Source organism: Endobacterium panacihumi (assembly GCF_050847465.1).
Taxonomy (GTDB): domain Bacteria; phylum Pseudomonadota; class Alphaproteobacteria; order Rhizobiales; family Rhizobiaceae; genus Neorhizobium; species Neorhizobium panacihumi.
This window is the reverse complement of record NZ_JBOZRA010000001.1, coordinates 1496895-1520884: the sequence shown is the minus strand read 5'-3', so window position 1 is coordinate 1520884 and position 23990 is coordinate 1496895. Positions and strand designations below refer to the sequence as shown.

The window sequence follows — 23990 nt, the reverse complement described above, 5'->3', positions numbered from 1 at the left end:
GTCTGATTGTTTCGAGCTTAGCGCTTGGAAACCGGAACGTAATCGCGCTGCGCTTCGCCGGTATAGAGCTGGCGCGGGCGGCCGATACGCTGCTGCGGATCCTCGATCATCTCGGCCCACTGGGCGATCCAGCCGACGGTGCGGGCAAGCGCGAAGAGCACGGTGAACATCGTGGTCGGGAAGCCCATCGCCTTCAGCGTGATGCCCGAATAGAAGTCGATGTTCGGATAGAGCTTCTTCTCGATGAAGTAAGGATCGGTCAGCGCGATCTTCTCAAGTTCCATGGCGACCTGCAGAAGCGGATCGTCCTTGTGGCCAAGCTCGGCCAGAACCTCATGCGTGGTCTTCTGCATGATTTTCGCGCGTGGGTCGTAGTTCTTGTAGACGCGGTGACCAAAGCCCATCAGGCGGAACGGATCGTTCTTGTCCTTGGCGCGGGCGATATATTCCGGAATACGGTCAACCGTGCCGATTTCCTGCAGCATGTTGAGCGCTGCTTCATTGGCGCCGCCATGAGCGGGGCCCCAGAGGCAGGCGATGCCGGCGGCGATACAGGCAAACGGGTTGGCGCCCGACGAACCGGCCAGACGCACGGTCGAGGTCGAAGCGTTCTGCTCGTGGTCTGCATGAAGGATGAAGATGCGGTCCATGGCGCGGGCCAGAACCGGGTTCACCTTGTATTCTTCACAGGGCACGGCAAAGCACATGCGCAGGAAGTTCGACGAATAGTCGAGATCGTTCTGCGGATAAACAAAGGGCTGGCCGATATGGTACTTGTAGGCCATCGCGGCGATCGTCGGCATCTTGGCGATCATGCGGAGCGACGCCACCATGCGCTGATGCGGATCGGTGATGTCGGTCGAGTCGTGATAGAAGGCCGACAGAGCGCCGACCGTGCCGACCATGACGGCCATCGGGTGAGCATCGCGACGGAAGCCGCTGAAGAACTTGTTCATCTGCTCGTGCACCATGGTGTGGTGCGTGACGCGATGATCGAAATCCTTCTTCTGTGCGGCGGTCGGCAGGTCGCCGTACAGCAGCAGGTAGCAGGTTTCCAGGAAGTCGCCGTGTTCAGCCAGCTGCTCGATCGGATAACCGCGATGCAAAAGCACGCCGTTGTCGCCATCGATATAGGTGATCTTGGATTCGCACGAGGCGGTGGAGGTGAAGCCGGGGTCGTATGTAAAGGCGCCGGTGTTCTTGTACAATGCACCGATGTCGATCACGTCAGGCCCGATCGTGCCCTTCTTGACCGGCATCTCTACTTTTTTATCGCCAAGAACGATGTTTGCGCTCGTATCCGTCATATAATCCTCCGAAATAGGCGGAAATGGCGCTGGAGAAGCGCCAAAAGAAAAGAAGCGTCCTGATTAGCTATATGATCCGACGCTCGCTGCCAAGCGCCTGTGGGCGGTATTTGTGCAATGCGAAAAATATGTAGGCAAGCAGACTATTTTGGCGGCAATCTGTAGTTTTGCCTGCTTGCCGATTTGTTTCGCCTCAGCACTTTATCTCTCGATATCGTTATGTCCTTTTCAGTCCTGCGCATCAGGCTGTCAGAGTGGAATTCGCGTTGACGGACTGCGTCTGGAAATGCAATCTTTGGTCGTGTTTGGCTGAGCGGCGTTTGGGAGGGGTGGATGCCGGCGGAGCTTCAGCAGCAGCCGGATTTTCGGTCGGATTTGACGTCGAAAAGCACCCAGAACGGCCATCCGAAAGACCGTTTTGGAGCCGGAACGGACTCACTTTCGGGTGAGCCGGCGGGACTTCCTCATCGTCGAGACAATGACGCGAATGGTCGCACCCCACTTTGGCGTGCTGTTGTTGCGTCTTCTGGTTTGCGTTTCTTCCGCCGAACGCGATCTTTCGGCGTCGCGCCACATCATTCTTACACGATCGCATCAAAAGCTCGGGCGGCTGGCGTCCGCGTGAAAGTGGCGTTGCCGGCAATGCTCGCCGAGGAGCGGGCATATGGGCATGCCTTTCTGGCTATTCCGGTTCTTGTCGGCCTTGGCGCGGCCATCTGGTTCGCACTCCCGACGGAGCCCGCACCATGGTCATTGGTAGTGGCGTTTGTGGTTTGCGCCATCCTCAGCCTGTTTTTGCGCGCTCATGAAGGGTGGATGCGCCATGTGATGCTGGCCGTGCTCTTCTTTCTGGCCGGGATGTTGCTGGCGGCTTGCGAAAACTGGCGTATGGCGACGGTCATGCTTGATCAGCCGGTGACGACCGTGGTGACGGGCGTTGTCGAGATGCGTGAGCCGAGCGGCGAGGGGCGATGGCGTTATGTATTGGCGCTGGAAAAGACGGAATCGCCGAAACTGCGGCGGCAGCCTGAACGCATCACCGTGATTTCGCGCAGCAACAAGACGGTCTTCGAGATCGGTGACCGGATCAGCGGGCGGGCACGGATATCGCCGCCGTCAGGGCCGGTTCTGCCGGGGTCGGTCGATTTTGCCTTCAATTCGTATTTCGACGGCATTGGCGCCATCGGCTTTTTCTACGGCGCGCCTGTGGCCGCTGATGGTTCTGTCACGGCCAGTTGGGGGCGGGCCATGGAGCGGATGTTTTTCACCTGGCGCAGCGCGATTGCCTCTCGCATCCGTGACACGGTGCCCGGCGATGCCGGGGCTTTTGCCGCCGCCATCGTGACCGACGAACGGCGTGCCATTTCCACGGAGACCACCGAGGCGCTGCGTGTCTCTGGGCTGGCTCATATCGTTGCGATTTCCGGGCTGAACATGGCGCTGGCGGCCGGTATCTTTTTTGTCGGCATGCGCAGCCTGTTTGCTCTTATGCCCGGTTTTGCGCAGGCGTTTCCCGTCAAGAAGCTGGCGGCGGGTGCAGCACTTCTGATGGCGACCGGTTATTACCTGATCTCCGGCTTCGGCGTGTCCGCCGAGCGCGCCTATATCATGATGGCGATCATGCTGGCCGCCGTGTTTTTCGACCGTCCGTCGATCAGCCTGCGCAATGTGGCGCTGGCGGCGCTGGTCGTTCTTGTCGTCTCTCCCTCGGAAATTCTGGGGCCGAGTTTCCAGATGTCCTTTGCCGCCACGGTGGCGCTGGTGGCGGGCTATTCGGCATGGAGCAGGCGCAGGGAGGCGAATAGCGACGATCCGCCATGGCGCCCGGCAGCGCTCAAACCGGTTTTTGCCCTGGGGCATCTGGTCGGTGGCGTCTTCGTCACGTCGCTGATCGGTGGCCTGTCGACGGCCATCTTTTCCATCGACCATTTTCACCGTCTTTCCACCTACGGGCTGGCCGCCAATCTGGCTGCCATGCCGCTCGTTTCGTTCATCGTCATGCCGTTCGGCCTGATTGCAATGCTGGTGATGCCATTTGGGCTGGATGGGCCGTTCTTGAACGTGATGGGCATGGGGCTGGAGGGCGTCATCATCGTCGCCAAAACCGTTGCCGGCTGGGGTGGCGATGTCGGCATCGGCCGCCAACCGACTTGGTTTCTTCCCATCGCAACGGCTGGCTTCCTTATCCTGACCTTGCTGCGCACGCGGCTTTATCTGCTGGGGCTGCCGTTTCTGGCTCTGGCCATTTTTCTCTCATGGCGGGCAGGGCACGATCCGCCGCCGGATTTTCTCGTTTCGGAAGATGGCAGCCTTGCTGCGTTTCTGGCGGATGGTCAGGTCGCCACCAATCGCGTCCGTCCGCCCGGTTTCATCTACTCGCAGTGGCGTCATGCCCTGTCATTGCCCCAGCCAGAGGGGCCGACTTTGCTGGATATTCCGGCACCGGACACGGAGGTGAAGCCTCCCCAGTCCAGTCATGCTTTGACGGCGGCAAACACGAGTGTAGACCTGCCCGGTTCGGACGCTGTGTCCCTGGCTTCTCCCACTATGCAGGAGAAAGGCGCTGCGAAGAAAAATGCGGCAAGTCCAGAAGCGCCAGTTGCTGCCGTAGCAAGGGCAGGCCGAGAGCCGCTCAAACCAGAACAAATCGCCCGAGCCCGGCAGGGCATGCGAAAAGCACTGCAGGAAACCCCTTCGGCAACATTCGCCTGCGCGGCCCGATCATGGTGTGTCGCAAGACCACGCGATGGCCCGACGATCGCGGTTGTGGAAGATGCGCGTTACGCCGGCCCCGCCTGTGATATGGCTCAGGTGGTGATCGCTGCGCGCGCCCGTTTCGATCGCTGCCGATCAGGCGCCCTGATGATCAATGGCGAAGCACTGCGCCGCATGGGGGCTTTGGAAATCCGCTTTAACGGAAAATCCGATCCTCAGGAATGGTCAGTCGTTGTCGCCATGGATGGCTCTGATCGCTCCTGGGAGCGCCACCGCCAGTATGACTGGCGGCGAGGTGTTTTCGATCCGGCATTGCCGGAACCGCTGCAATTCCTGAGCAGCAGATCGCAGATCAGTGGTAACGGCGAATGAGGCCGACCAGCTTGCCCTGAACTTTTACACGTTCCTGCGGGAAGATGCGGGTCTCATAAGCCGGGTTGGCGGCTTCCAGCGCGATCGATGCGCCCTTGCGGCGAAAACGCTTCAGTGTCGCTTCCTCGTCATCCACCAGCGCGACGATGATATCACCCGGCGTGGCGGTGTTGCCGTTGCGGATGATGACCGTGTCGCCATCCAGAATGCCGGCCTCGATCATCGAATCGCCGCGCACTTCCAGCGCATAATGTTCGCCATTGCCGAGCATTTCCGGCGGCACGGCGATTTCATGCGTGGTGTTCTGGATTGCGGAGATCGGCACACCGGCAGCAATCCGGCCCATGACGGGCACGGTGGTGGCCGGAATGCTGTCATTGGCGACCGGTGGCGGGGTGACCGTCTTGACCGGCTGGGTCTTGCCGAGACTGCCTTCGATGACGCTCGGTGAAAACGGTTTGCGCGGCGTCAGGCTGGCATTATAGGCGTCCGGCAGCTTGATGACTTCCAGGGCACGTGCCCGGTTCGGCAGGCGGCGGATGAAGCCGCGTTCCTCAAGTGCCGTGATCAGGCGGTGGATGCCCGATTTGGAAGCCAGGTCCAGCGCATCCTTCATTTCGTCGAACGATGGCGGCACACCGGACTCCTTCATGCGTTCGTGAATGAACAGAAGCAGTTCCTGCTGTTTGCGCGTGAGCATGGCGGGTCCTTGAAGGTGAAACAAATCCAGAACGGACACTATATGTTCCATGTGTGTTCCGCAACTACGAAAATTGGTAGTGCTTGGAACGAAGGCGGCGCATGGTGTGCTTGATCACGGGCTGGGAAAAGTCGATCACTGTTATTCAAGCCTGTTTTGAAGAAGGGCGGCCATGTTCACCATCGACCATCTCGTTTTGCCCACCGCGTCTCTCGATATTGCTCGTCGGCGATTAAGCCGGCTCGGTTTCACGGTTGCGGCCGACGCCACACATCCGTTCGGTACGGGAAATGCCTGTGTTTTCATGAGGGATGGCACCTATCTGGAGCCGTTGGCCGTTGTGGATTCGGAACTCTACGAGAACTCGATTGCAGCCGGTAATGCATTCGTGGCGCAGGATCAGGCGGCGCGCACAGTGATGGGCGAGGAGGGCTTTTCTGCCGTCGCCCTGGCAACGGACAATGCGCGTGCCGACCGTGAGCGGTTTACCCAAGCCGGGATTTCCGGCGGTGATATGCTGGAATTCTCACGGCTAGCGAAGTTGCCGGACGGTTCGGAAAAACTTGCCCGTTTTCATCTGGCTTTTGCGGGGCGCGGGGAAAGTGATTCTTTCGGCGTGTTCACATGTCAGCGGCTTGATCCCTTGCCGGCCGATCGCGCGACACTGGAGCGCCACGAAAACGGTGTTTTCGGTTTGGCGGAGGTCGTGCTGGTGGCGGAAAATGCATTGGCTTCTCACGTCGGGCGTCTGCAGATCGCGATCGATACCGGTTCGGAGCTTGCCGGCGAGCATCATCGCTTTTCCGCGAGAAACGCTGCCGTGCAGGTGCTGTCTGCCGAAACCTTTCGGGCTGAATTTGCGGTCGAGGCTGGTTTCAAGTCATCGCAAACGCTTGGCCTCACCGGCGCCGCCATCGTCTTCCGTGTTCCCGATCTCACCGTGACACGGGCAAAGCTTGCTGCTAATGACGTCGCATTCATGGAAAAGGGCAGCCGTATCATGGTTGCCCCGGCGCCCGGACAGGGTGCCGTATTTGCTTTCGAGGAGTGATCATGGCTGTCAGCGCCAAGGCCGAAGTAACCGTCGGCGAGGGGGCCAAGCAGGTCCTTTTTTCCAACAGCAAGAAACTCTCTCTGATCGCCGGCCCCTGCCAGATGGAAAGCCGCGACCATGCCTTCATGATCGCCGGCACGCTGTCGGAGCTCTGCGAGAAGCTTGGCATCGGTCTCGTCTACAAATCCTCCTTCGACAAGGCGAACCGCACGTCGATTGCCGGCAAGCGCGGCATCGGGCTCGAAACAGCAATGGAAATCTTTGCCGATCTCAAGAAGGAATTCGGCTTTCCGGTCCTGACCGACATTCATACCGAAGAGCAGTGCGCCATCGTTGCTGAAACGGTGGATATCCTGCAGATCCCGGCATTTTTGTCGCGCCAGACCGATCTTCTGGTGGCCGCTGCAAAAACCGGCCGTGCCATCAACGTCAAGAAGGGCCAGTTTCTGGCGCCCTGGGACATGAAGAATGTCCAGGCAAAGTTTACCGAAAGCGGAAACGGCAATGTGCTGCTGTGCGAGCGCGGTGCTTCCTTCGGCTACAACACGCTGGTCTCGGACATGCGCTCATTGCCGATCATGGCATCGCTCGGTTCGCCGGTCATTTTTGACGCCACCCATTCCGTGCAGCAGCCGGGCGGGCAGGGCGGTTCGAGCGGCGGTCAGCGCGAGTTCGTAGAAACGCTTGCGCGTGCAGCCGTGGCTGTCGGTGTGGCAGGTGTCTTTATCGAAACGCATGAGGATCCGGACAATGCGCCGTCGGATGGCCCCAACATGGTGCATCTGAAGGACATGCCGAAACTGCTGGAAAAACTGCTGGCTTTTGACGCCATCGCCAAGGCTGCGTGAAAAGGCCCATGTGACAAATTGCACTTTTGATCACCGTCAAGGAATCAAAAGTGCCTGCACTGTAATTGCCGTGTCATTGATTGTGAGCCATTTTCAGTGACCGCATAGACGTCAACCTGAGGAGAGAACATTGACTGCCATTACCGATATCATTGCCCGCGAAATCCTCGACAGCCGCGGCAACCCGACCGTAGAAGTCGACGTCTATCTCGAAGACGGCACGATGGGCCGCGCTGCCGTTCCGTCGGGCGCCTCGACCGGCGCGCACGAAGCCGTTGAGCTTCGCGATGGCGGCAAGCGTTATGGCGGCAAGGGCGTGCTGAAGGCTGTTGAAGCCGTCAACACCGAAATCTTCGACGCCATCGGCGGTTTTGACGCCGAAAGCCAGATCCATATCGACAAGACGATGATCGCGCTCGACGGCACGCCGAACAAGTCGCGTCTCGGCGCCAACGCCATTCTCGGCGTATCGCTCGCCGTTGCCAAGGCTGCTGCCGAATCCTCCGGCCTGCCGCTCTACCGTTATATCGGTGGTGCAGCCGCCCACGTTCTGCCGGTTCCGATGATGAACATCATCAACGGTGGCGCCCATGCCGACAACCCGATCGATTTCCAGGAATTCATGATCATGCCGGTCGGCGCGGAATCGATTGCCGACGCCGTTCGCATCGGTTCGGAAATCTTCCATGTTCTCAAGAAGGAACTGGGTGCACAGGGCCACAACACCAACGTTGGTGACGAAGGCGGTTTTGCTCCGGGCCTGAAGAGCGCGCCGGAAGCCCTCGACTTCATCATGAAGTCGGTCGAAAAGGCTGGTTACAAGCCGGGCGACGACGTCTTCCTCGGCCTCGACTGCGCTTCGACCGAGTTCTTCAAGAACGGCAAATACGAGATGGAAGGCGAAGGCCGCACGCTCGAGCCGGAAGCCATGGCTGACTATCTCGCCGAACTGGCCGCGAAGTACCCGATCATCTCGATCGAGGATGGCATGGCCGAAGACGACTGGGCTGGCTGGAAGTACCTGACCGACAAGATCGGCGACAAGGTTCAGCTGGTTGGCGACGATCTGTTCGTCACCAACTCGGCGCGCCTGCGCGACGGTATCAAGATGGGCACAGCCAACTCGATCCTCGTCAAGGTCAACCAGATCGGCTCGCTGACGGAAACGCTCGATGCCGTCGAGACCGCGCACAAGGCACGTTACACCGCCGTCATGTCGCACCGCTCGGGCGAAACGGAAGACTCGACGATTGCTGATCTCGCTGTTGCCACCAACTGCGGTCAGATCAAGACCGGCTCGCTGTCGCGCTCCGACCGTCTGGCCAAGTACAACCAGCTGATCCGCATCGAAGAGATGCTCGGCCCGCAGGCGATCTATGCCGGCCGCTCGATCCTGAAGGCCTAAAAGCGCTGCTGGCCGAAAGGCCAGCCGTCGCTCATGTTGAAAGCCCGCGCCTCTGGTCGCGGGCTTTTTTCGTTTTCGCGGCCGGGTGAACATGGTCAACGATTGCTTAAACAAGTTCTGCGACTGTCATGGCAGATTATTGCGTGACGGGATTCTGGACGAGCATGTGGACCAAGCACCATAAGAAGAGAAAATTCGGCCGTTTTGTCCTGCCCGCCATTACCGTCGCTTTTATCTCCTATTTCGGCTATCATTCCGTCCATGGCGATCTCGGGCTGATTGCAACAGAGGAGTTTGAGCGTCAGCGGGTGCTGCGTGCCGACGATCTCGCCAAGCTGACGGAAAAACGCCAGGCGCTGGAGCGTCAGGTTGCGCTTCTGAGCGATGGCTCGATGGAGCGGGATATGCTCGACGAAACAGCGCGTTACCAGCTCAATGTCTCGCGCGCGGACGAGATTGTCATTTTTAACGGCGGTCGCTAACTTAACCCAATTCTAGTTAATCGAAATTTTTCTTGATAAATCATAGGTTTATCAAGCATGTGAGCCATGCAAATATGTCATTGCTGGCGCGCACATTTGTGCCTATGTTACGCCTCGAAACCGGGACGCGCCCCAATCAGCTGGGCGGGCCCTACTTCGATAAGCGCAGTACATAGGGAGGGATCGATGGCGCCTGCTAAAACCGCGTCTACGTCCGGCCGCAGATCCGCGGCAAAGTCTGCAAACAAATCCGTTTCCAAATCGGCTCCTAAGGAATTCACCGGCAAGAACACGCCGGATTTCGACAAGGACGACGAGCTTCACGCCTATCGTGAAATGCTGCTCATCCGCCGTTTTGAAGAAAAAGCCGGCCAGCTTTATGGCATGGGTTTCATCGGCGGCTTCTGCCATCTTTATATCGGCCAGGAAGCTGTCGTTGTCGGCATGCAGATGGCCCAAAAGGAAGGCGATCAGGTTATCACCGCTTACCGTGATCATGGTCACATGCTAGCGGCAGGCATGAGCCCGCGTGGCGTCATGGCCGAATTGACCGGACGTCAGGGCGGCCTGTCGAAGGGCAAGGGCGGCTCGATGCACATGTTCTCGAAAGAGAAGCATTTTTACGGCGGTCACGGTATCGTCGGTGCGCAGGTCTCTCTCGGCACGGGTCTCGCCTTCGCCAACGCCTACCGCGGCAATGACTCGGTATCGGTTGCCTATTTCGGTGACGGCGCTGCCAACCAGGGGCAGGTCTACGAGAGCTTCAACATGGCTGCTCTGTGGAAACTGCCGATCATCTACATCGTCGAAAACAACCGTTACGCCATGGGCACCTCGACCGCCCGTGCAACGGCGCAGGCGAACTATTCGATGCGCGGCGTCGGTTTCGGCATTCCGGGCGTCCAGGTGGACGGCATGGATGTTCGCGCCGTCAGGGCTGCGGCCGAAGAGGCGCTCGAGCACTGCCGTTCCGGCAAGGGCCCGATCATCCTCGAAATGCTGACCTACCGTTACCGCGGTCACTCGATGTCCGATCCGGCCAAGTATCGGTCCAAGGAAGAAGTCCAGAAGATCCGCTCCGAGCAGGATCCGATCGAACAGGTGCGTCAGCGCATTCTCGATGGCGGCTGGGCAACCGAAGACGATCTGAAGGCGATCGACAAGGACATCCGCGACGTCGTTTCGGATTCGGCCGATTTCGCGCAGAACGACCCCGAGCCGGATGCATCCGAGCTCTACACCGACATCTTGCTCTGAGCCGCGGGGAGAGAACACATGCCTATTGATATCCTGATGCCCGCGCTTTCTCCGACCATGGAAGAAGGCACGCTGTCCAAGTGGCTGAAGAACGAAGGTGACACCGTCAAGTCCGGCGATGTCATTGCCGAGATTGAGACCGACAAGGCGACCATGGAAGTGGAAGCTGTCGATGAAGGCGTGATCGGCAAGCTGCTGGTTGCTGCCGGCACCGAAAACGTCAAGGTCAACACCAAGATCGCGGTGCTGCTCGAAGAGGGCGAAAGCGCCGACGCGATTTCCGCGGATGCGCCGAAGGCCGATGCCGATACGCCGGCTGCGACCTCTGACGCTGCTGGCGGCAAGGCCCGCGAAGCCTCGGAAGAAACCCCCGCTGCCGCCAAGGTTCCGGCGCAGCCGAAGCTTGAAGCTGCTGCCGATCCGGATATTCCGGAAGGCACCGAAATGGTCATGACCACCGTGCGCGAAGCGTTGCGTGACGCCATGGCTGAAGAAATGCGCCGCGATGGCGACGTGTTCGTCATGGGTGAAGAAGTCGCCGAATACCAGGGCGCTTACAAAATCACCCAGGGCTTGCTTCAGGAATTCGGCGACAAGCGCGTCGTCGATACCCCGATCACCGAGCACGGCTTTGCCGGCGTCGGCGTCGGTGCGGCCATGGCCGGTCTGAAGCCGATCGTCGAGTTCATGACCTTCAACTTCGCCATGCAGGCGATCGACCAGATCATCAACTCTGCTGCCAAGACGCTCTACATGTCCGGCGGCCAGATGGGTGCTCCGATCGTGTTCCGTGGTCCGAACGGTGCGGCTGCCCGCGTTGGCGCCCAGCACAGCCAGGATTACGCATCGTGGTATAGCCAGATCCCGGGCCTCAAGGTCGTCATGCCGTATACGGCAGCCGACGCCAAGGGCCTGCTGAAGGCTGCCATCCGCGATCCGAACCCGGTCGTCTTCCTTGAAAACGAGATCCTCTACGGTCAGTCGTTCGAAGTTCCGAAGATGGATGATTTTGTCCTGCCGATCGGCAAGGCACGCATTCACCGCAAGGGTAAGGACGCAACCGTCGTTTCCTTCGGTATCGGCATGACCTACGCCACCAAGGCGGTTGCCGAGCTCGAGAAGGAAGGCATCGATGTCGAACTGATCGATCTGCGCACGCTGCGCCCGATGGATCTTCCGACCGTTATCGAATCCGTCAAGAAGACCGGTCGCCTCGTGACTGTCGAAGAAGGGTATCCGCAGAACTCGGTCGGCACCGAAATCGCCACCCGCGTCATGCAGCAGGCCTTCGACTATCTCGATGCCCCGATCCTGACGATTGCCGGCAAGGACGTTCCGATGCCTTACGCGGCCAACCTCGAAAAGCTGGCTCTGCCGACTGTCGGTGAAGTCGTCGAGGCGGTCAAAACCGTCTGCTACAAGTAAGGATGAGGTGATACGATGCCTATCAACATCACCATGCCTGCTCTTTCGCCAACCATGGAAGAGGGCAACCTCGCCAAGTGGCTGGTCAAGGAAGGCGATACGGTCAAGTCCGGCGACGTGATCGCCGAGATCGAAACCGACAAGGCGACGATGGAAGTCGAAGCCGTGGACGAGGGCGTGATCGCCAAGATCGTCGTCCCGGCCGGCACCGAAGCGGTCAAGGTCAATGCCCTGATCGCCATCATCGCCGAAGAAGGCGAAGACGTTGCCGCCGCTGCTGCCGGTGCGGGTTCCGCACCTAAGGCTGAAGCCAAGGCCGAGGCTCCGAAGGCCGAAGCCGCCAAGGAAACTCCGAAGGGTGAAAAGCCGGTCACCGATGCTGCTCCGGCAGCTTCGACGCCGGCTCCGGTTGCCGCTGACGGCAAACGCGTCTTCTCGTCGCCGCTTGCCCGTCGTCTGGCCAAGGAGGCAGGTCTCGATCTCTCCGCCGTCACCGGCACCGGCCCGCATGGTCGTGTCGTCAAGGCTGACGTCGAGAAGGCTGCCGCTGGCGGTACGGCCAAGGCTGCTCCGGCTGCCGCGCAGTCTGCTGCAGCTCCGGCGCTCGCCAAGGGTCCGTCGGACGATAACGTGCTGAAACTGTTCGCGGATGGTTCCTACGAACTTCTGCCGCATGACGGCATGCGCAAGACGATCGCTGCCCGTCTCACCGAGTCGACGCAGACGGTTCCGTCCTACACGATCTCGATGGATTGCCTGCTCGACGCGCTGATGGCGCTCAGAGCAGACATCAACAAGTCGGCACCGGTGAAGAAGACGGAGAAGGGCGAGGTCCCGGCCTTCAAGCTTTCCGTCAACGACTTCATCATCAAGGCGATGGCGCTGGCTCTGCGCGACGTTCCGATGGCAAATGCCTCCTGGACCTCGACGGCTCGTGTTCTGCACAAGCATTCGGATGTCGGCGTTGCCGTTTCCATCCCGGATGGCCTGATCACGCCGATCGTTCGCAAGGCGGAAACGAAGTCTCTGTCGGTCATCTCGAACGAGGTGAAGGACATGGCCAAACGTGCCCGCGACAAGAAGCTGAAGCCGGAAGAATACCAGGGCGGCACGACGTCTGTGTCCAACCTCGGCATGTTCGGCGTCTCCAACTTCACGTCGATCGTCAACCTGCCGCAGGCTTCGATCGTTTCGATCGGTGCCGGTGTGGAAAAGCCGGTCGTCAAGAACGGCGAGATCAAGGTCGGCACAGTGATGACGGCAACCTTCGCCTTCGACCACCGCGTCATCGATGGCGCGCTCGGCGCGGAACTGGCTTCCGCCTTCAAGCGCTACATCGAAAACCCGATGTCGATGCTGGTTTAGTCCGGCCTTTCCCTCCCCCTTGCGGGGAGGGTGTCCGCGTCAGCGGACGGGTGGGGATGGATGGACTGGAGGAAGCGCTGCATGGCATGGAATCGAGAAAATCCCAATCCACCCAGTGCAGCGGCCAGTCGTAATGCCGGCCGCCTGCGCAAGGCGATGACAGATGCGGAGCGTCGCCTTTGGGCCGCTCTTCGCAACGAACTGCCGAAAATGCACGGCTCGCATTTTCGGCGTCAGATGGCGATCGGGCCTTATGTAGCAGACTTTGTTTGCCTCGATCGTCGGCTGATCATTGAAGTGGACGGTAAGGTTCATGACGATCCTGATCAGCGTCTTCGTGATGCGGATCGGGAGGCTTATCTTCGAGGACAGAATTTCCGCGTGATACGCTTCTCGAACAGGGACGTAATGTTGGACATGCCATTGGTATTGAGGCGAATTGGAGTGGCGCTTGGTGGCTCTGGAGCTACCCCCACCCCTAACCCCTCCCCGCAAGGGGGAGGGGAACAGGACGCGAAGATATGAAAACCGTTCTCTGCTTCGGCGACAGTCTGACCTGGGGATATAACCCGCAAGGCCCGGATCGCCACGCATTTGACGATCGCTGGCCGAATGTTTTGGCGCACGCGCTCGGAGATGGCGTCACCGTCATCGCCGAAGGTCTGAACGGCCGCACCACAGGCTATGACGATCACCTGGCAGATTGCGATCGCAATGGCGTCAGAAACCTGCCGACGCTGCTTCATACGCACCAGCCACTCGATCTCGTCGTCATCATGCTCGGCACCAACGACATGAAGCCGACGATTGCCGGAACCGCGCACGCGGCGCGGGCCGGCATCCAGCGACTGGTCGGTCTGGTCCGTCATCATGAATATTCGTTTGACTACGACGCCCCCGACATCCTGATCGTGTCGCCGCCCGCACTCTGCGAGACGGCTGACCCGATTTTCTCGGCGATGTTCCGCGGCGGCATCGAACAGTCTGCCATGCTGGCGTCGCTCTATCGCGATCTGGCCGACGACCTCGGATGCGGTTTCTTCGACGCGGGGTCGGTCGCCAAAGCCAGCCCGGTCGACGGTGTGCACCTGACCGGCGATCAGACGCGGGCAATCGGGCGTGGTCTCGAACCGATCGTGCGCATGATGCTCGGTCTTTGATCTGGATCAACGGAGGATTTTTGCGGCGGACCTAGCCTGAGCCACCGAACCGAAGGGGAACGTGGACCATGTCTGAGACGCCGAATGAACTGGCTGAGGAATTTCCGGATTTTCTGGCGCTGATGCGCCATCTCCAGCAGATCGACGGGCATTTCGCCCAGCTTTGCCGGCGATATGAAGACCTGGACCGGAGAATTTTCCAGGCCCAGACACGCAGCGAGCCTGCGGACGCGAACCTGCTCATGGACATGTGCAAGACGCGGATGCGGCTCAAGGATGAAATCTACGGGATGCTGGTTCAGCCTGAACCAGAAGCGGAGGCAATCAAGCTGGCGGTATGACGCCAGTCGCTTCTCATCCTGAAAAAGGTCTCGGGCATTCGCTCTAAGGCCGCAGAACAAGAGGATTGGAAGCGCTCATGTCCAACGCTTATGACGTTATCGTAATCGGCTCCGGCCCCGGCGGTTATATCGCGGCCATCCGTGCAGCCCAGCTCGGCATGAAGGTTGCCGTGGTCGAGCGCGAACATCTCGCCGGCATTTGCTCCAACTGGGGTTGCATCCCGACCAAGGCGCTGTTGCGCTCCGCTGATGTGCTGCACACGGCTAACCACGCCAAGGATTATGGGCTGACGCTCGAAGGCTCGATCAAGCCGGACGTCAAGGCCATCGTCGCCCGTTCGCGTGGCATCGCCGCGCGCATGAACAATGGCGTCGGTTTCCTGTTCAAGAAGAACAAGGTCGATATCATCTGGGGTGAAGCCAAGATCACCAAGCCGGGCGAGATCGTTGTCGGCAAGTCGACCAAGCCGGTCGTTCAGCCGCAGGGTCCGGTGCCGAAGAACACGCTGGGTGAGGGCACCTACACCGCCAAGCACATCATCGTTGCCACCGGCGCGCGTCCGCGCGCGCTGCCGGGCATCGAGCCGGATGGCAAGCTGATCTGGACCTATTTCGAAGCCATGAAGCCGGAAGAGCTGCCGAAGTCTTTGCTGGTTATGGGCTCGGGTGCCATCGGCATCGAATTCGCGAGCTTCTACCGCACCATGGGCGTCGACGTTACCGTCGTCGAAATCATGAGCCAGGTCATGCCGGTCGAAGACGCCGAAATCTCCGCCTTCGCCAAGAAGCAGTTCGAAAAGCAGGGCATCAAGATCCTTCTCGAAGCCAAGGTCGCCAAGATCGAGAAGGGTGCAAATTCCGTTACCGCCACGATCGAGAAGAAGGACGGCTCGTCCGAGAAGATCACGGCTGACCGGATGATCTCGGCGGTCGGCGTGCAGGCCAATATCGAAAACATCGGTCTCGAAGCCGCCGGCGTGAAAACCGACCGTGGCTTCATCGTCATCGACGGTTACGGCAAGACCAACGTCAACGGTATCTACGCGATCGGCGACGTTGCCGGTGGCCCGCTGCTCGCCCACAAGGCTGAACACGAAGCCGTCGTCTGCGTCGAGAAGATCGCCGGCCTTCCGAACGTCCACGCCACCGACAAGGGCAAGATCCCGGGCTGCACCTATTGCAACCCGCAGGTCGCCTCGGTTGGTCTGACCGAAGCCAAGGCCAAGGAACAGGGTCGCGATATCCGCGTCGGCCGCTTCTCCTTTGCCGCCAACGGCAAGGCCGTGGCGCTCGGCGAAGATCAGGGCATGGTCAAGACGATCTTCGACAAGAAGACCGGCGAACTGCTCGGCGCTCACATGGTCGGCGCTGAAGTCACCGAACTGATCCAGGGTTTTGTCGTCGCCATGAACCTGGAGACGACCGAAGAAGATCTGATGCACACCATCTTCCCGCATCCGACCATTTCGGAATCGATGAAGGAAAGCGTGCTCGACGCCTATGGTCGCGTGCTGAACGCCTGATCAAGAGCCAGAAGGTTTGGCCCCTCACCCTAACCCTCTCCCCGCACGCGGGGAGAGGGGACTTGCCAGGCTCAGCGGGTGTGAGAGGTGGGGACGGGGCGGCATATCCCTTCTCCCCGCGTGCGGGGAGAAGGTGGCGGCAGCCGGATGAGGGGCGGCACTGCGTCCGGATGTTGCGGAGACGTGCATTATTCCCCATATGCGCTCGGCATTATCAGAACTAGGAGAATGAAATGGGCGTCGGCTGGTTTGCAGCAATCATTATCGGTGGCCTTGCGGGCTGGCTTGCCGGCAAGCTGATGGATATGCGTTTTGGCATATTCATGAACATCATCATCGGGATCGTTGGCGCCGTGCTCGCCAATGCGATCTTCGACAGTGCCAATATCCATGTCGCCGGCGGATGGCTGGGTTACCTTGTGCAGGGTTTCGTCGGTTCCTGCATTTTGCTATTTGTCGCCAAACTCGTCAGGCGTTGACGGGAGGCCGCACCGGAAGCGGCGGAGGAACAGTCTACCATGGTCACCATTCTCGACAGGACGTCGCTTACGGACGAGAAGCGAATCCGTCACCCTGAAAAGGCGCATCGTCCCGATACCGAAGTGATGCGCAAGCCCGAATGGATCCGCGTCAAGGCACCGGTCTCCAAGGGGTATCAGGAAACCCGTTCGATCGTGAAGGAGCACAAACTCGTCACGGTCTGCGAAGAGGCGGGCTGTCCCAACATCGGTGAGTGCTGGGATAAAAAGCACGCCACCTTCATGATCATGGGTGAAATCTGTACCCGCGCCTGTGCGTTCTGCAATGTCGCAACAGGCAAGCCGAACGCACTCGACATGGCTGAGCCGGAAAACGTCGCGAGAGCCGTGAAGGAAATGGGCCTGAGCCACGTCGTCATCACCTCGGTGGACCGTGACGACCTGGCCGATGGCGGTGCCGAACATTTCGAGAAGGTGATCTGGGCGATCCGCGCCGCTTCGCCGCTGACGACGATCGAGATCCTGACGCCGGACTTTTTGAAAAAGCCGGGTGCGCTGGAGCGTGTCGTTGCCGCCAAGCCCGATGTGTTCAACCACAATATGGAAACGGTGCCGGGCAATTACCTTACGGTTCGCCCCGGTGCGCGGTACTTCCATTCCGTGCGTTTGTTGCAGCGGGTGAAGGAACTCGATCCGACCATGTTCACCAAGTCCGGCATCATGGTGGGGCTGGGTGAAGAGCGCAATGAAGTGCTGCAGCTGATGGACGACCTCAGGACTGCTGACGTCGATTTCCTGACCATCGGCCAGTATCTGCAGCCGACGCGCAAGCATCATAAGGTCGAAAAATTCGTCACGCCGGAAGAGTTCAAATCCTACGAGACCGTGGCCTATACAAAAGGCTTCCTGATGGTTGCCTCAAGCCCGTTGACGCGCTCCTCGCACCATGCCGGTGACGATTTCGCGCGTTTGAGGGCTGCTCGCGAAAAGAAGGTTCTCGCGGCTGCCGAGTAAGGCCTCTCAGCCGGCAACGCCCTTGCCGGCAATTCTCTCGCCACGCTTCTTTTCGCGCAGGTCGAAGCGGTTGCCGCGTGCTTCCGCTTTGGCCACCTCGATCAGGTAAACGAGGAGGGGGAGCTGATTCATGTCGGCCAGTTGGCGGGCGGATTCCAGCATTCTCATGATCTGCGTAAAGTCGTCCATGGTCTTCTTCTTCCGGAGTCATTCCGGTGTTTGAGTTTCTATTGCGCTTTTTACGCGAGATTTTGTGTTTGGATCAGGGCCGCAGGGTCCCAAAACCACATTTTTGGGATGCAATGGTTAATATGTGAGCATGTGTTAAAATAACTATCGAGCCGCTGGCCATTTCCTGAATGGCTCGAGGATTTGCTGCGTTGAAAACGCTGGTGTTTATGTGTCGTCGTGCTTGATCTTCGCCGATAGCGGCCTTAACTGCTGATCATGCCTAAGTTCGAAAATCACCGTCCGGTCCGCCATTCGCCTGAACAGATGTATGCGCTCGTGGCCGACGTCGAGAAATATCCCGAGTTTCTGCCGCTCTGCGAAGCGCTCGCTGTCCGCACCCGCAAGGAGCGCGACGGCAAGGAACTGCTCGTGGCTGACATGACGGTGGGTTACAAGGCAATCAAGGAAACCTTTACGACGCAGGTCCTGCTCAATCCGGCCGAACGGGCGATCGACGTGAAATATATCGAGGGACCGTTCAAATATCTCGACAACCGCTGGCGGTTCGAGGCGGACGGGCAGGGTGGCTGCACGGTCCACTTCTTTATCGATTACGAGTTCAAGAGCATGATTTTGGGTGCGGTCATGGGATCGATGTTCGATCGCGCATTTCGGATGTTTGCGGAAGCTTTTGAGGCACGCGCCGACAAGATCTATGCCTGACGCTTAAGCGTCAGCAATCTCTTGAAGCAATTCGAAGGCTGTTCGCACCGTCGCAAGGCGCACGTTGCTGCGGCCGATATCGCCATAACGCATTTCCCGGTGCAGCATCTTTCCATCGCGATTGCTGGCGGCGAGATGAACGAGGCCGACCGGCTTCATTGCAGATCCGCCACCCGGGCCGGCAATGCCGGTCACGGCGACGGATACTTGGGCTTGTGATGCGTTCAATGCGCCAGCCGCCATTTCCAGAGCCGTTTCCCGCGACACTGCGCCAAACTTCTGGAGCGTATCGACGCTGACGCGCAGAATGTCCGCTTTGGCCTCGTTCGTATAGGTCACCAGACCACGGTCGACGACGGCCGACGATCCGGCAATTTCCGTCAGTGCGCCCGCAATCAATCCACCCGTGCAGGATTCCGCTGTCACCACCATCAGGCCCTTGGCCGTGAAGTCGGCGATGATCTTTGTGGCGGTCTCTTCGATATCCTGCGGAAAAAGGCTCATCTCAGTCCTTCACATAAACGACGGTCGCCGTTGCGATCGCAGCAATGCCTTCGCGGCGGCCGACAAAACCGATCGTTTCGTTGGTGGTCGCCTTCACCGAGCAGCGCTCCATGTCGATGCCGAGAAATTCCGAGAGATTGCGCCGCATGCTTTCCCGGTGCGGACCGACTTTTGGCGCCTCGGCGATCAGTGAAACGTCGGCGTTCATGATCGTGCCGCCATTTTCCCGCACGATCTTTGCGGCATGCTCGAGAAAGATGCGCGAGGGCGCGCCTTTCCACTGCATGTCGGACGGCGGAAAGTGGTCACCGATATCGCCGGCGCCGCAGGTGGCGAGCAGGGCGTCGGTCAACGCATGCAGGGCAACATCCGCATCTGAATGGCCGCTGAGCTTTTGATCATGCGGCATGAAGACGCCGCACAGCGTCACGCCATCGCCGGGAACGAGCTGGTGCACATCATAACCGTTGCCGGTACGCACATCGGGCAGGGGCATCCGTGTTGCCTGTCTGGAAAGCCGCTCGTCTGCCATTTCGATATCCCGTCTGACTGTCAGTTTGATATTGTCTGCCGCCCCTTCGATCAGCGCCACCGGCAGGCCCGCCCATTCAGCGATGGAGGCATCGTCGGTAAAGTCGTCGCGGCGAAGGGCGGCTGCTTTCTCGTGTGCAGAGCGAATTTCGCTCAAGGCAAAACTTTGCGGGGTCTGTGCGGCATAAAGGCCGGCGCGCGATACCGTTTCATGCACGAGACCGTCGGCGCCGCCGCGCTTGAGCGTATCCGCCACCGGCATGGCCGGCAGAACCCCGTCATGACCGGCATCCAACATAGCGGCGATTCGATCCAAGAGCGCGAGGTCGATGAACGGGCGGGCGGCATCATGGATCATCACATGTGTCGCGCCGGTGCCGGCAAGGGCGCGCAGCCCCTCGAAGACGGAGCGCTGCCGTGTGTCGCCGCCGAAAGTGGTCAGCACGTCCTTCGCCCGAGGAAGGCTAGAGATGGATGCGGCGTAAAGTCCTTCATCATCAGGGTGTATGACGGTGACGATCGGACCGCTTCTGTGCCAGTTGAGAAAAGTTTCCAGCGTATGCGCAATGACGGGGCGTCCGCCGATGGGGCGATACTGTTTTGGCCCTTCCTGCGGGGATCCGGCCCGTTCGCCGCGTCCCGCGGCCACGATGACGATTCCGATAGTCATGGATTTGTCGTCCCCGGACGCTAGCTCGAATTATAATTGACAGGGCAGCACTATAGACTCAAAAGACCCATTTCCAGCACGACGCCCAAAAATAACGCAATCTTGGAATTGCTCTTGGCAAACGCGCAAAGCCTGAATAAAAATAGTGCAACCCACCAATGTGCCCGAAAGATCATCAATTGAGTCTCCGCGATCTTGCAGATCCCTTCCATATCGGGCCTGTCGCCATCCGCAATCGCGTGGTGCTGGCGCCGATGTCCGGTGTCACCGATCTGCCGTTCCGGCAACTGGCATGGCAGCATGGGGCAGGCCTTGTCGTGACGGAGATGATTGCCAGTGGCGAACTGGTTCGTAATCGCGGCGAATCGTGGGAGCGCCTGAAGAGCACAGGCATCGAGCCGCATATGGTGCAGCTTGCCGGTCGCGAAGCGCATTTCATGGGTGAAGCGGCGAAGATCGTCGAGGGCGAGGGCGCCGATATCGTCGATATCAATATGGGCTGTCCCGCCAAGAAGGTGACCGGCGGTTATTCCGGCTCGGCGCTGATGCGCGATCCGGATCATGCGCTCACGTTGATCGAGGCTACGGTTAATGCCGTCAAGGTGCCGGTGACGTTGAAGATGCGTCTGGGTTGGGATGAAAATTCCATCAATGCGCCTGAAATCGCCCGCCGTGCGCAGGATGCCGGCGTGCAGTTGATCACCATCCACGGCCGCACCCGCATGCAGTTTTACGAGGGCAAGGCGGATTGGGACGCGATCCGTGCCGTGCGTGACGCGATTTCCATTCCGCTGATCGCCAATGGTGACGTGCAGACCGCTGAAGACGCACAGGACATTCTACGGCGTTCCGGTGCTGATGCCGTCATGGTTGGTCGTGGCGCGCAGGGACGTCCATGGCATGTCGGTGCATTGGCCGGGGCGAATGTGCCTGAGGTCAATGTCATCGCCGATATCGCCTGTCATCACTACGAAATGATGCTTGAATTTTATGGCCGCGAAGCGGGTCTCCGCCATGCGCGAAAACATCTTGGCTGGTATCTCGATTGCAATGCGCCGCACACGGATGCTGCCGACAAGGCGGCGCTGATGGTGGAGCGCGACCCTGCCGTGGTCGTGTCGCGCCTGCGTGAATTGCTATTGCGTCCACCGCTTGAAGAACGGAAGGCTGCCGCATGACGTCGAAGCCGACGCCGCAGGACAATGCGACGGGCAATGCATTGGCCATGGCCGTGCTAAACTCCGTCCAGAACCCCGTCATTCTGGTGGATGCAGACGGTAAGGTGGCCTTTGCCAACTGGGAGGCCGAATCCTTTTTCGGCTCCAGCGCCGCCTATCTCGCCAAGAACAGGATTTCCACCTTCATCCCTTTCGGCAGCCCGCTTCTGGCGCTCATCGATCAGGTGCGCGAACGCAAGGCGCCGGTCAACGAATATCGGGTCGATCTGTCGTCGCCGCGACTCGGCCAGGAAAAGCTTGTCGATCTTTATGTGGCTCCAGTGGTCAGCGAGCCGGGTTCCGTTGTCGTCGTGTTTCAGGAACGCTCGATGGCCGACAAGATCGATCGTCAGTTGACGCACAGAACGGCGGCGCGCTCGGTCACCGGCCTGGCCTCGATGTTGGCGCATGAGATCAAGAATCCATTGTCCGGCATTCGTGGTGCGGCTCAGCTTCTGGAAACGTCCGTGCCCGACGAAGATCGCGCTTTGACACGCCTGATCTGCGATGAGACCGACCGGATCGTTTCGCTGGTCGACCGCATGGAGGTGTTTTCCGATGAGCGCCCGGTCGATCGCACCGCGCTCAACATCCACTCCGTGCTCGATCATGTGAAGGCGGTGGCCAAGGCCGGATTTGCCCGCGAAATCAAGTTCGTCGAGATGTACGATCCGTCACTGCCGCCAGTGTTCGCGAACCGCGATCAACTGATCCAGGTGTTCCTTAATCTGATCAAAAACGCGGCGGAGGCCATCGGCGGTCAGTCGGACGGCGAAATCACGCTGACGACCGCGTATCGTCCCGGCATCCGCCTGTCCGTTGCCGGTACGCGCGAAAAGATTTCGCTGCCGCTCGAGTTCTGCGTCATCGATAACGGACCGGGCGTGCCGGCCGATATCCTGCCGCATCTTTTCGATCCGTTCATCACCACCAAGACCAACGGTTCCGGCCTCGGTCTCGCGCTGGTTGCCAAAATTATCGGCGCCCATGGCGGCATTATCGAATGCGACAGCCAGCCGCGCCGCACCGTATTCCGTGTTCTGATGCCCATGCACAAGGAAGACAGCGCATTTGATGATGCCGTCACCTTGAACTCCACAGGAAGCGTAAAATGACCGCCACGATCCTTGTCGCCGACGATGATGCGGCCATCCGTACAGTCTTGAACCAGGCGCTCACCCGCGCCGGTTACGATGTGCGCATCACCTCGAATGCTGCCACGCTGTGGCGCTGGATTTCCGCCGGTGACGGTGATCTGGTGGTAACCGACGTGGTCATGCCGGACGAAAACGCCTTCGACCTCTTGCCGCGCATCAAGAAGGCACGGCCGGACCTGCCGGTTCTCGTCATGAGTGCCCAGAACACGTTCATGACGGCCATCAAGGCATCCGAAAAGGGTGCTTATGATTACCTGCCAAAGCCGTTCGATCTGACCGAGCTTATCGCCATCATCGGTCGCGCTCTGGCCGAGCCGAAGAAAAAACCGGCCAAGCTGGACGACGATGCGCAGGACGGCATGCCGCTGGTCGGCCGTTCGGCCGCCATGCAGGAAATCTACCGCGTTCTCGCCCGTCTGATGCAGACGGACCTAACGCTGATGATCACCGGCGAGTCCGGCACCGGCAAGGAACTGGTCGCACGCGCACTGCATGATTACGGCAAGCGCCGTAACGGTCCCTTCGTCGCGATCAACATGGCCGCTATTCCGCGTGATCTGATCGAATCCGAACTGTTCGGCCACGAGAAAGGTGCCTTCACCGGCGCTCAGAACCGCTCGACAGGCCGCTTCGAGCAGGCCGAGGGCGGCACGCTGTTCCTCGATGAAATCGGCGACATGCCGATGGATGCGCAGACCCGTCTCTTACGCGTGCTGCAGCAGGGCGAATATACGACGGTCGGTGGTCGTACACCTATCCGCACCGACGTCCGTATCGTTGCCGCCACCAACAAGGATTTGAAAGTCCTCATCAATCAGGGCCTGTTCCGCGAGGATCTCTATTACCGCCTCAACGTCGTGCCGCTGCGCCTGCCGCCGCTGCGTGACCGCGCCGAGGATATTCCTGATCTCGTGCGCCACTTCATGCAGATGGGCGAGAAGGAAGGACTCGACACCAAGCGTTTCGACAATGAAGCGCTGGATGTGATGAAGGCCTATGCCTGGCCGGGCAATGTCCGTGAGCTGGAAAACCTCATCCGCCGCCTGATGGCACTTTATCCACAGGATGTTATCACCCGCGAAATCGTTGATACCGAGCTGCGTTCCGACGTGCCGGATAGCCCAATCGACAAGATGGGCGCACGCACCGGCTCGCTGACGATCTCTCAGGCGGTCGAGGAAAACATGCGCAGTTATTTCGCCAGCTTCGGCGACAATCTGCCGCCACCCGGCCTTTACGACCGTGTGCTGACGGAAATGGAATATCCGCTGATCCTTGCTGCCCTGACGGCGACGCGCGGAAACCAGATAAAGGCAGCCGATCTGCTCGGATTGAACCGCAACACGCTGCGCAAGAAAATCCGCGAACTTGGCGTTTCCGTCTATCGCAGCTCACGGACAAGCTGATGTGGTGCGGGTTGACACCCGTGTCGCATTCGTTGCATTTTCGCCACAATGCGTTGCTTAAAGGTCACGCATGCTCAGGTTTTCCGGCGGCGGGCGATTCTTGCAACAGGGCTTAAACGCCATGTGTCCTCCAGAAATCCTGATCCTCTCAATGTCTCATTGAT

General features: G+C 59.5%; 23 protein-coding genes. 18 read left to right on the top strand and 5 right to left on the bottom strand.

The window, feature by feature from the left end:
• Positions 1–17: 17 nt before the first annotated feature.
• The gene (gene gltA / locus ACRQ1B_RS07525) at positions 18–1307 is read right to left on the bottom strand and encodes a citrate synthase (protein ID WP_432293008.1); all 1290 of its coding nucleotides are present in this window, start codon (positions 1305–1307) and stop codon (positions 18–20) included.
• Positions 1308–1928: 621 nt separating this feature from the next.
• Between gltA and ACRQ1B_RS07520 the strand changes: the two genes are divergently transcribed.
• A complete protein-coding gene (locus ACRQ1B_RS07520; protein ID WP_432293007.1) occupies positions 1929–4394 on the top strand; it encodes a ComEC/Rec2 family competence protein in 2466 nt (821 codons plus the stop codon).
• On the opposite strand, the gene lexA is transcribed toward ACRQ1B_RS07520, so the two are convergent.
• Entirely contained in the window at positions 4375–5094 is a 720-nt protein-coding gene (lexA, locus tag ACRQ1B_RS07515) for a transcriptional repressor LexA (RefSeq protein WP_432293006.1), read from the bottom strand. The genes ACRQ1B_RS07520 and lexA overlap by 20 nt on opposite strands.
• A gap of 172 nt (positions 5095–5266) precedes the next feature.
• On the opposite strand from lexA, the gene ACRQ1B_RS07510 reads away from it, so the two are divergent.
• The 13 genes from ACRQ1B_RS07510 to lipA all read left to right on the top strand — a co-directional run bounded on the left by ACRQ1B_RS07510 (position 5267) and on the right by lipA (position 17447).
• Positions 5267–6145 (top strand): VOC family protein, encoded by an 879-nt coding sequence (locus ACRQ1B_RS07510; RefSeq protein WP_432293005.1) that lies wholly within the window; start codon positions 5267–5269, stop codon positions 6143–6145.
• A gap of 2 nt (positions 6146–6147) precedes the next feature.
• Entirely contained in the window at positions 6148–6996 is an 849-nt protein-coding gene (gene kdsA, locus ACRQ1B_RS07505; RefSeq protein WP_432293004.1) for a 3-deoxy-8-phosphooctulonate synthase, read from the top strand.
• Between the two features lie 130 nt (positions 6997–7126).
• Positions 7127–8401 carry a phosphopyruvate hydratase gene (gene eno / locus ACRQ1B_RS07500; protein WP_432293003.1) on the top strand — a complete coding sequence of 425 codons (1275 nt, stop codon included), beginning with the start codon at positions 7127–7129 and terminating at the stop codon, positions 8399–8401.
• 164 nt (positions 8402–8565) lie between these two features.
• Positions 8566–8883, top strand: coding sequence for an FtsB family cell division protein (locus tag ACRQ1B_RS07495; protein WP_432293002.1), 318 nt, complete (start codon positions 8566–8568; stop codon positions 8881–8883).
• A 186-nt stretch (positions 8884–9069) separates the two neighbouring features.
• Positions 9070–10140, top strand: coding sequence for a pyruvate dehydrogenase (acetyl-transferring) E1 component subunit alpha (pdhA, locus tag ACRQ1B_RS07490; RefSeq protein ID WP_432293001.1), 1071 nt, complete (start codon positions 9070–9072; stop codon positions 10138–10140).
• A gap of 18 nt (positions 10141–10158) precedes the next feature.
• Positions 10159–11565, top strand: coding sequence for a pyruvate dehydrogenase complex E1 component subunit beta (locus ACRQ1B_RS07485; protein WP_432293000.1), 1407 nt, complete (start codon positions 10159–10161; stop codon positions 11563–11565).
• A 15-nt stretch (positions 11566–11580) separates the two neighbouring features.
• Complete coding sequence (locus ACRQ1B_RS07480; protein WP_432292999.1) at positions 11581–12930, top strand: pyruvate dehydrogenase complex dihydrolipoamide acetyltransferase; 1350 nt, start codon at positions 11581–11583, stop codon at positions 12928–12930.
• 81 nt (positions 12931–13011) lie between these two features.
• Positions 13012–13455, top strand: a complete 444-nt coding sequence (locus ACRQ1B_RS07475) for an endonuclease domain-containing protein (protein ID WP_432292998.1) — start codon at positions 13012–13014, stop codon at positions 13453–13455.
• Positions 13452–14090 carry an SGNH/GDSL hydrolase family protein gene (locus tag ACRQ1B_RS07470; protein WP_432292997.1) on the top strand — a complete coding sequence of 213 codons (639 nt, stop codon included), beginning with the start codon at positions 13452–13454 and terminating at the stop codon, positions 14088–14090. Before ACRQ1B_RS07475 ends, ACRQ1B_RS07470 begins: the two co-directional genes overlap by 4 nt.
• 68 nt (positions 14091–14158) lie before the next feature.
• Complete coding sequence (locus ACRQ1B_RS07465) at positions 14159–14431, top strand: HP1242/YdcH family protein (RefSeq protein ID WP_432292996.1); 273 nt, start codon at positions 14159–14161, stop codon at positions 14429–14431.
• A 77-nt stretch (positions 14432–14508) separates the two neighbouring features.
• Positions 14509–15954 carry a dihydrolipoyl dehydrogenase gene (lpdA, locus tag ACRQ1B_RS07460; RefSeq protein ID WP_432292995.1) on the top strand — a complete coding sequence of 482 codons (1446 nt, stop codon included), beginning with the start codon at positions 14509–14511 and terminating at the stop codon, positions 15952–15954.
• A 233-nt stretch (positions 15955–16187) separates the two neighbouring features.
• Positions 16188–16433 carry a GlsB/YeaQ/YmgE family stress response membrane protein gene (locus tag ACRQ1B_RS07455; RefSeq protein ID WP_112503624.1) on the top strand — a complete coding sequence of 82 codons (246 nt, stop codon included), beginning with the start codon at positions 16188–16190 and terminating at the stop codon, positions 16431–16433.
• Positions 16434–16472: 39 nt separating this feature from the next.
• A complete protein-coding gene (gene lipA, locus ACRQ1B_RS07450) occupies positions 16473–17447 on the top strand; it encodes a lipoyl synthase (protein ID WP_432292994.1) in 975 nt (324 codons plus the stop codon).
• A gap of 6 nt (positions 17448–17453) precedes the next feature.
• On the opposite strand, the gene ACRQ1B_RS07445 is transcribed toward lipA, so the two are convergent.
• Positions 17454–17636 carry a hypothetical protein gene (locus ACRQ1B_RS07445; protein ID WP_432292993.1) on the bottom strand — a complete coding sequence of 61 codons (183 nt, stop codon included), beginning with the start codon at positions 17634–17636 and terminating at the stop codon, positions 17454–17456.
• A 258-nt stretch (positions 17637–17894) separates the two neighbouring features.
• Here ACRQ1B_RS07445 and ACRQ1B_RS07440 point away from each other — a divergent pair, with 258 nt between their 5' ends.
• The gene (locus ACRQ1B_RS07440) at positions 17895–18341 is read left to right on the top strand and encodes a type II toxin-antitoxin system RatA family toxin (RefSeq protein WP_432292992.1); all 447 of its coding nucleotides are present in this window, start codon (positions 17895–17897) and stop codon (positions 18339–18341) included.
• A gap of 3 nt (positions 18342–18344) precedes the next feature.
• On the opposite strand, the gene ACRQ1B_RS07435 is transcribed toward ACRQ1B_RS07440, so the two are convergent.
• Together ACRQ1B_RS07435 and ACRQ1B_RS07430 are read right to left on the bottom strand one after the other, a co-directional pair.
• A complete protein-coding gene (locus ACRQ1B_RS07435; protein WP_432292991.1) occupies positions 18345–18845 on the bottom strand; it encodes a CinA family protein in 501 nt (166 codons plus the stop codon).
• Between the two features lies 1 nt (position 18846).
• Positions 18847–20046, bottom strand: a complete 1200-nt coding sequence (locus tag ACRQ1B_RS07430; RefSeq protein WP_432292990.1) for a bifunctional 2-C-methyl-D-erythritol 4-phosphate cytidylyltransferase/2-C-methyl-D-erythritol 2,4-cyclodiphosphate synthase — start codon at positions 20044–20046, stop codon at positions 18847–18849.
• Between the two features lie 158 nt (positions 20047–20204).
• Between ACRQ1B_RS07430 and dusB the strand changes: the two genes are divergently transcribed.
• The 3 genes from dusB to ntrC are packed head-to-tail and all read left to right on the top strand — an operon-like array spanning position 20205 to position 23826.
• Positions 20205–21224, top strand: a complete 1020-nt coding sequence (dusB, locus tag ACRQ1B_RS07425; protein ID WP_432292989.1) for a tRNA dihydrouridine synthase DusB — start codon at positions 20205–20207, stop codon at positions 21222–21224.
• Entirely contained in the window at positions 21221–22378 is a 1158-nt protein-coding gene (locus ACRQ1B_RS07420; RefSeq protein WP_432292988.1) for a two-component system sensor histidine kinase NtrB, read from the top strand. Before dusB ends, ACRQ1B_RS07420 begins: the two co-directional genes overlap by 4 nt.
• Positions 22375–23826 carry a nitrogen regulation protein NR(I) gene (gene ntrC, locus ACRQ1B_RS07415; protein ID WP_432292987.1) on the top strand — a complete coding sequence of 484 codons (1452 nt, stop codon included), beginning with the start codon at positions 22375–22377 and terminating at the stop codon, positions 23824–23826. Before ACRQ1B_RS07420 ends, ntrC begins: the two co-directional genes overlap by 4 nt.
• Positions 23827–23990: the final 164 nt, after the last annotated feature.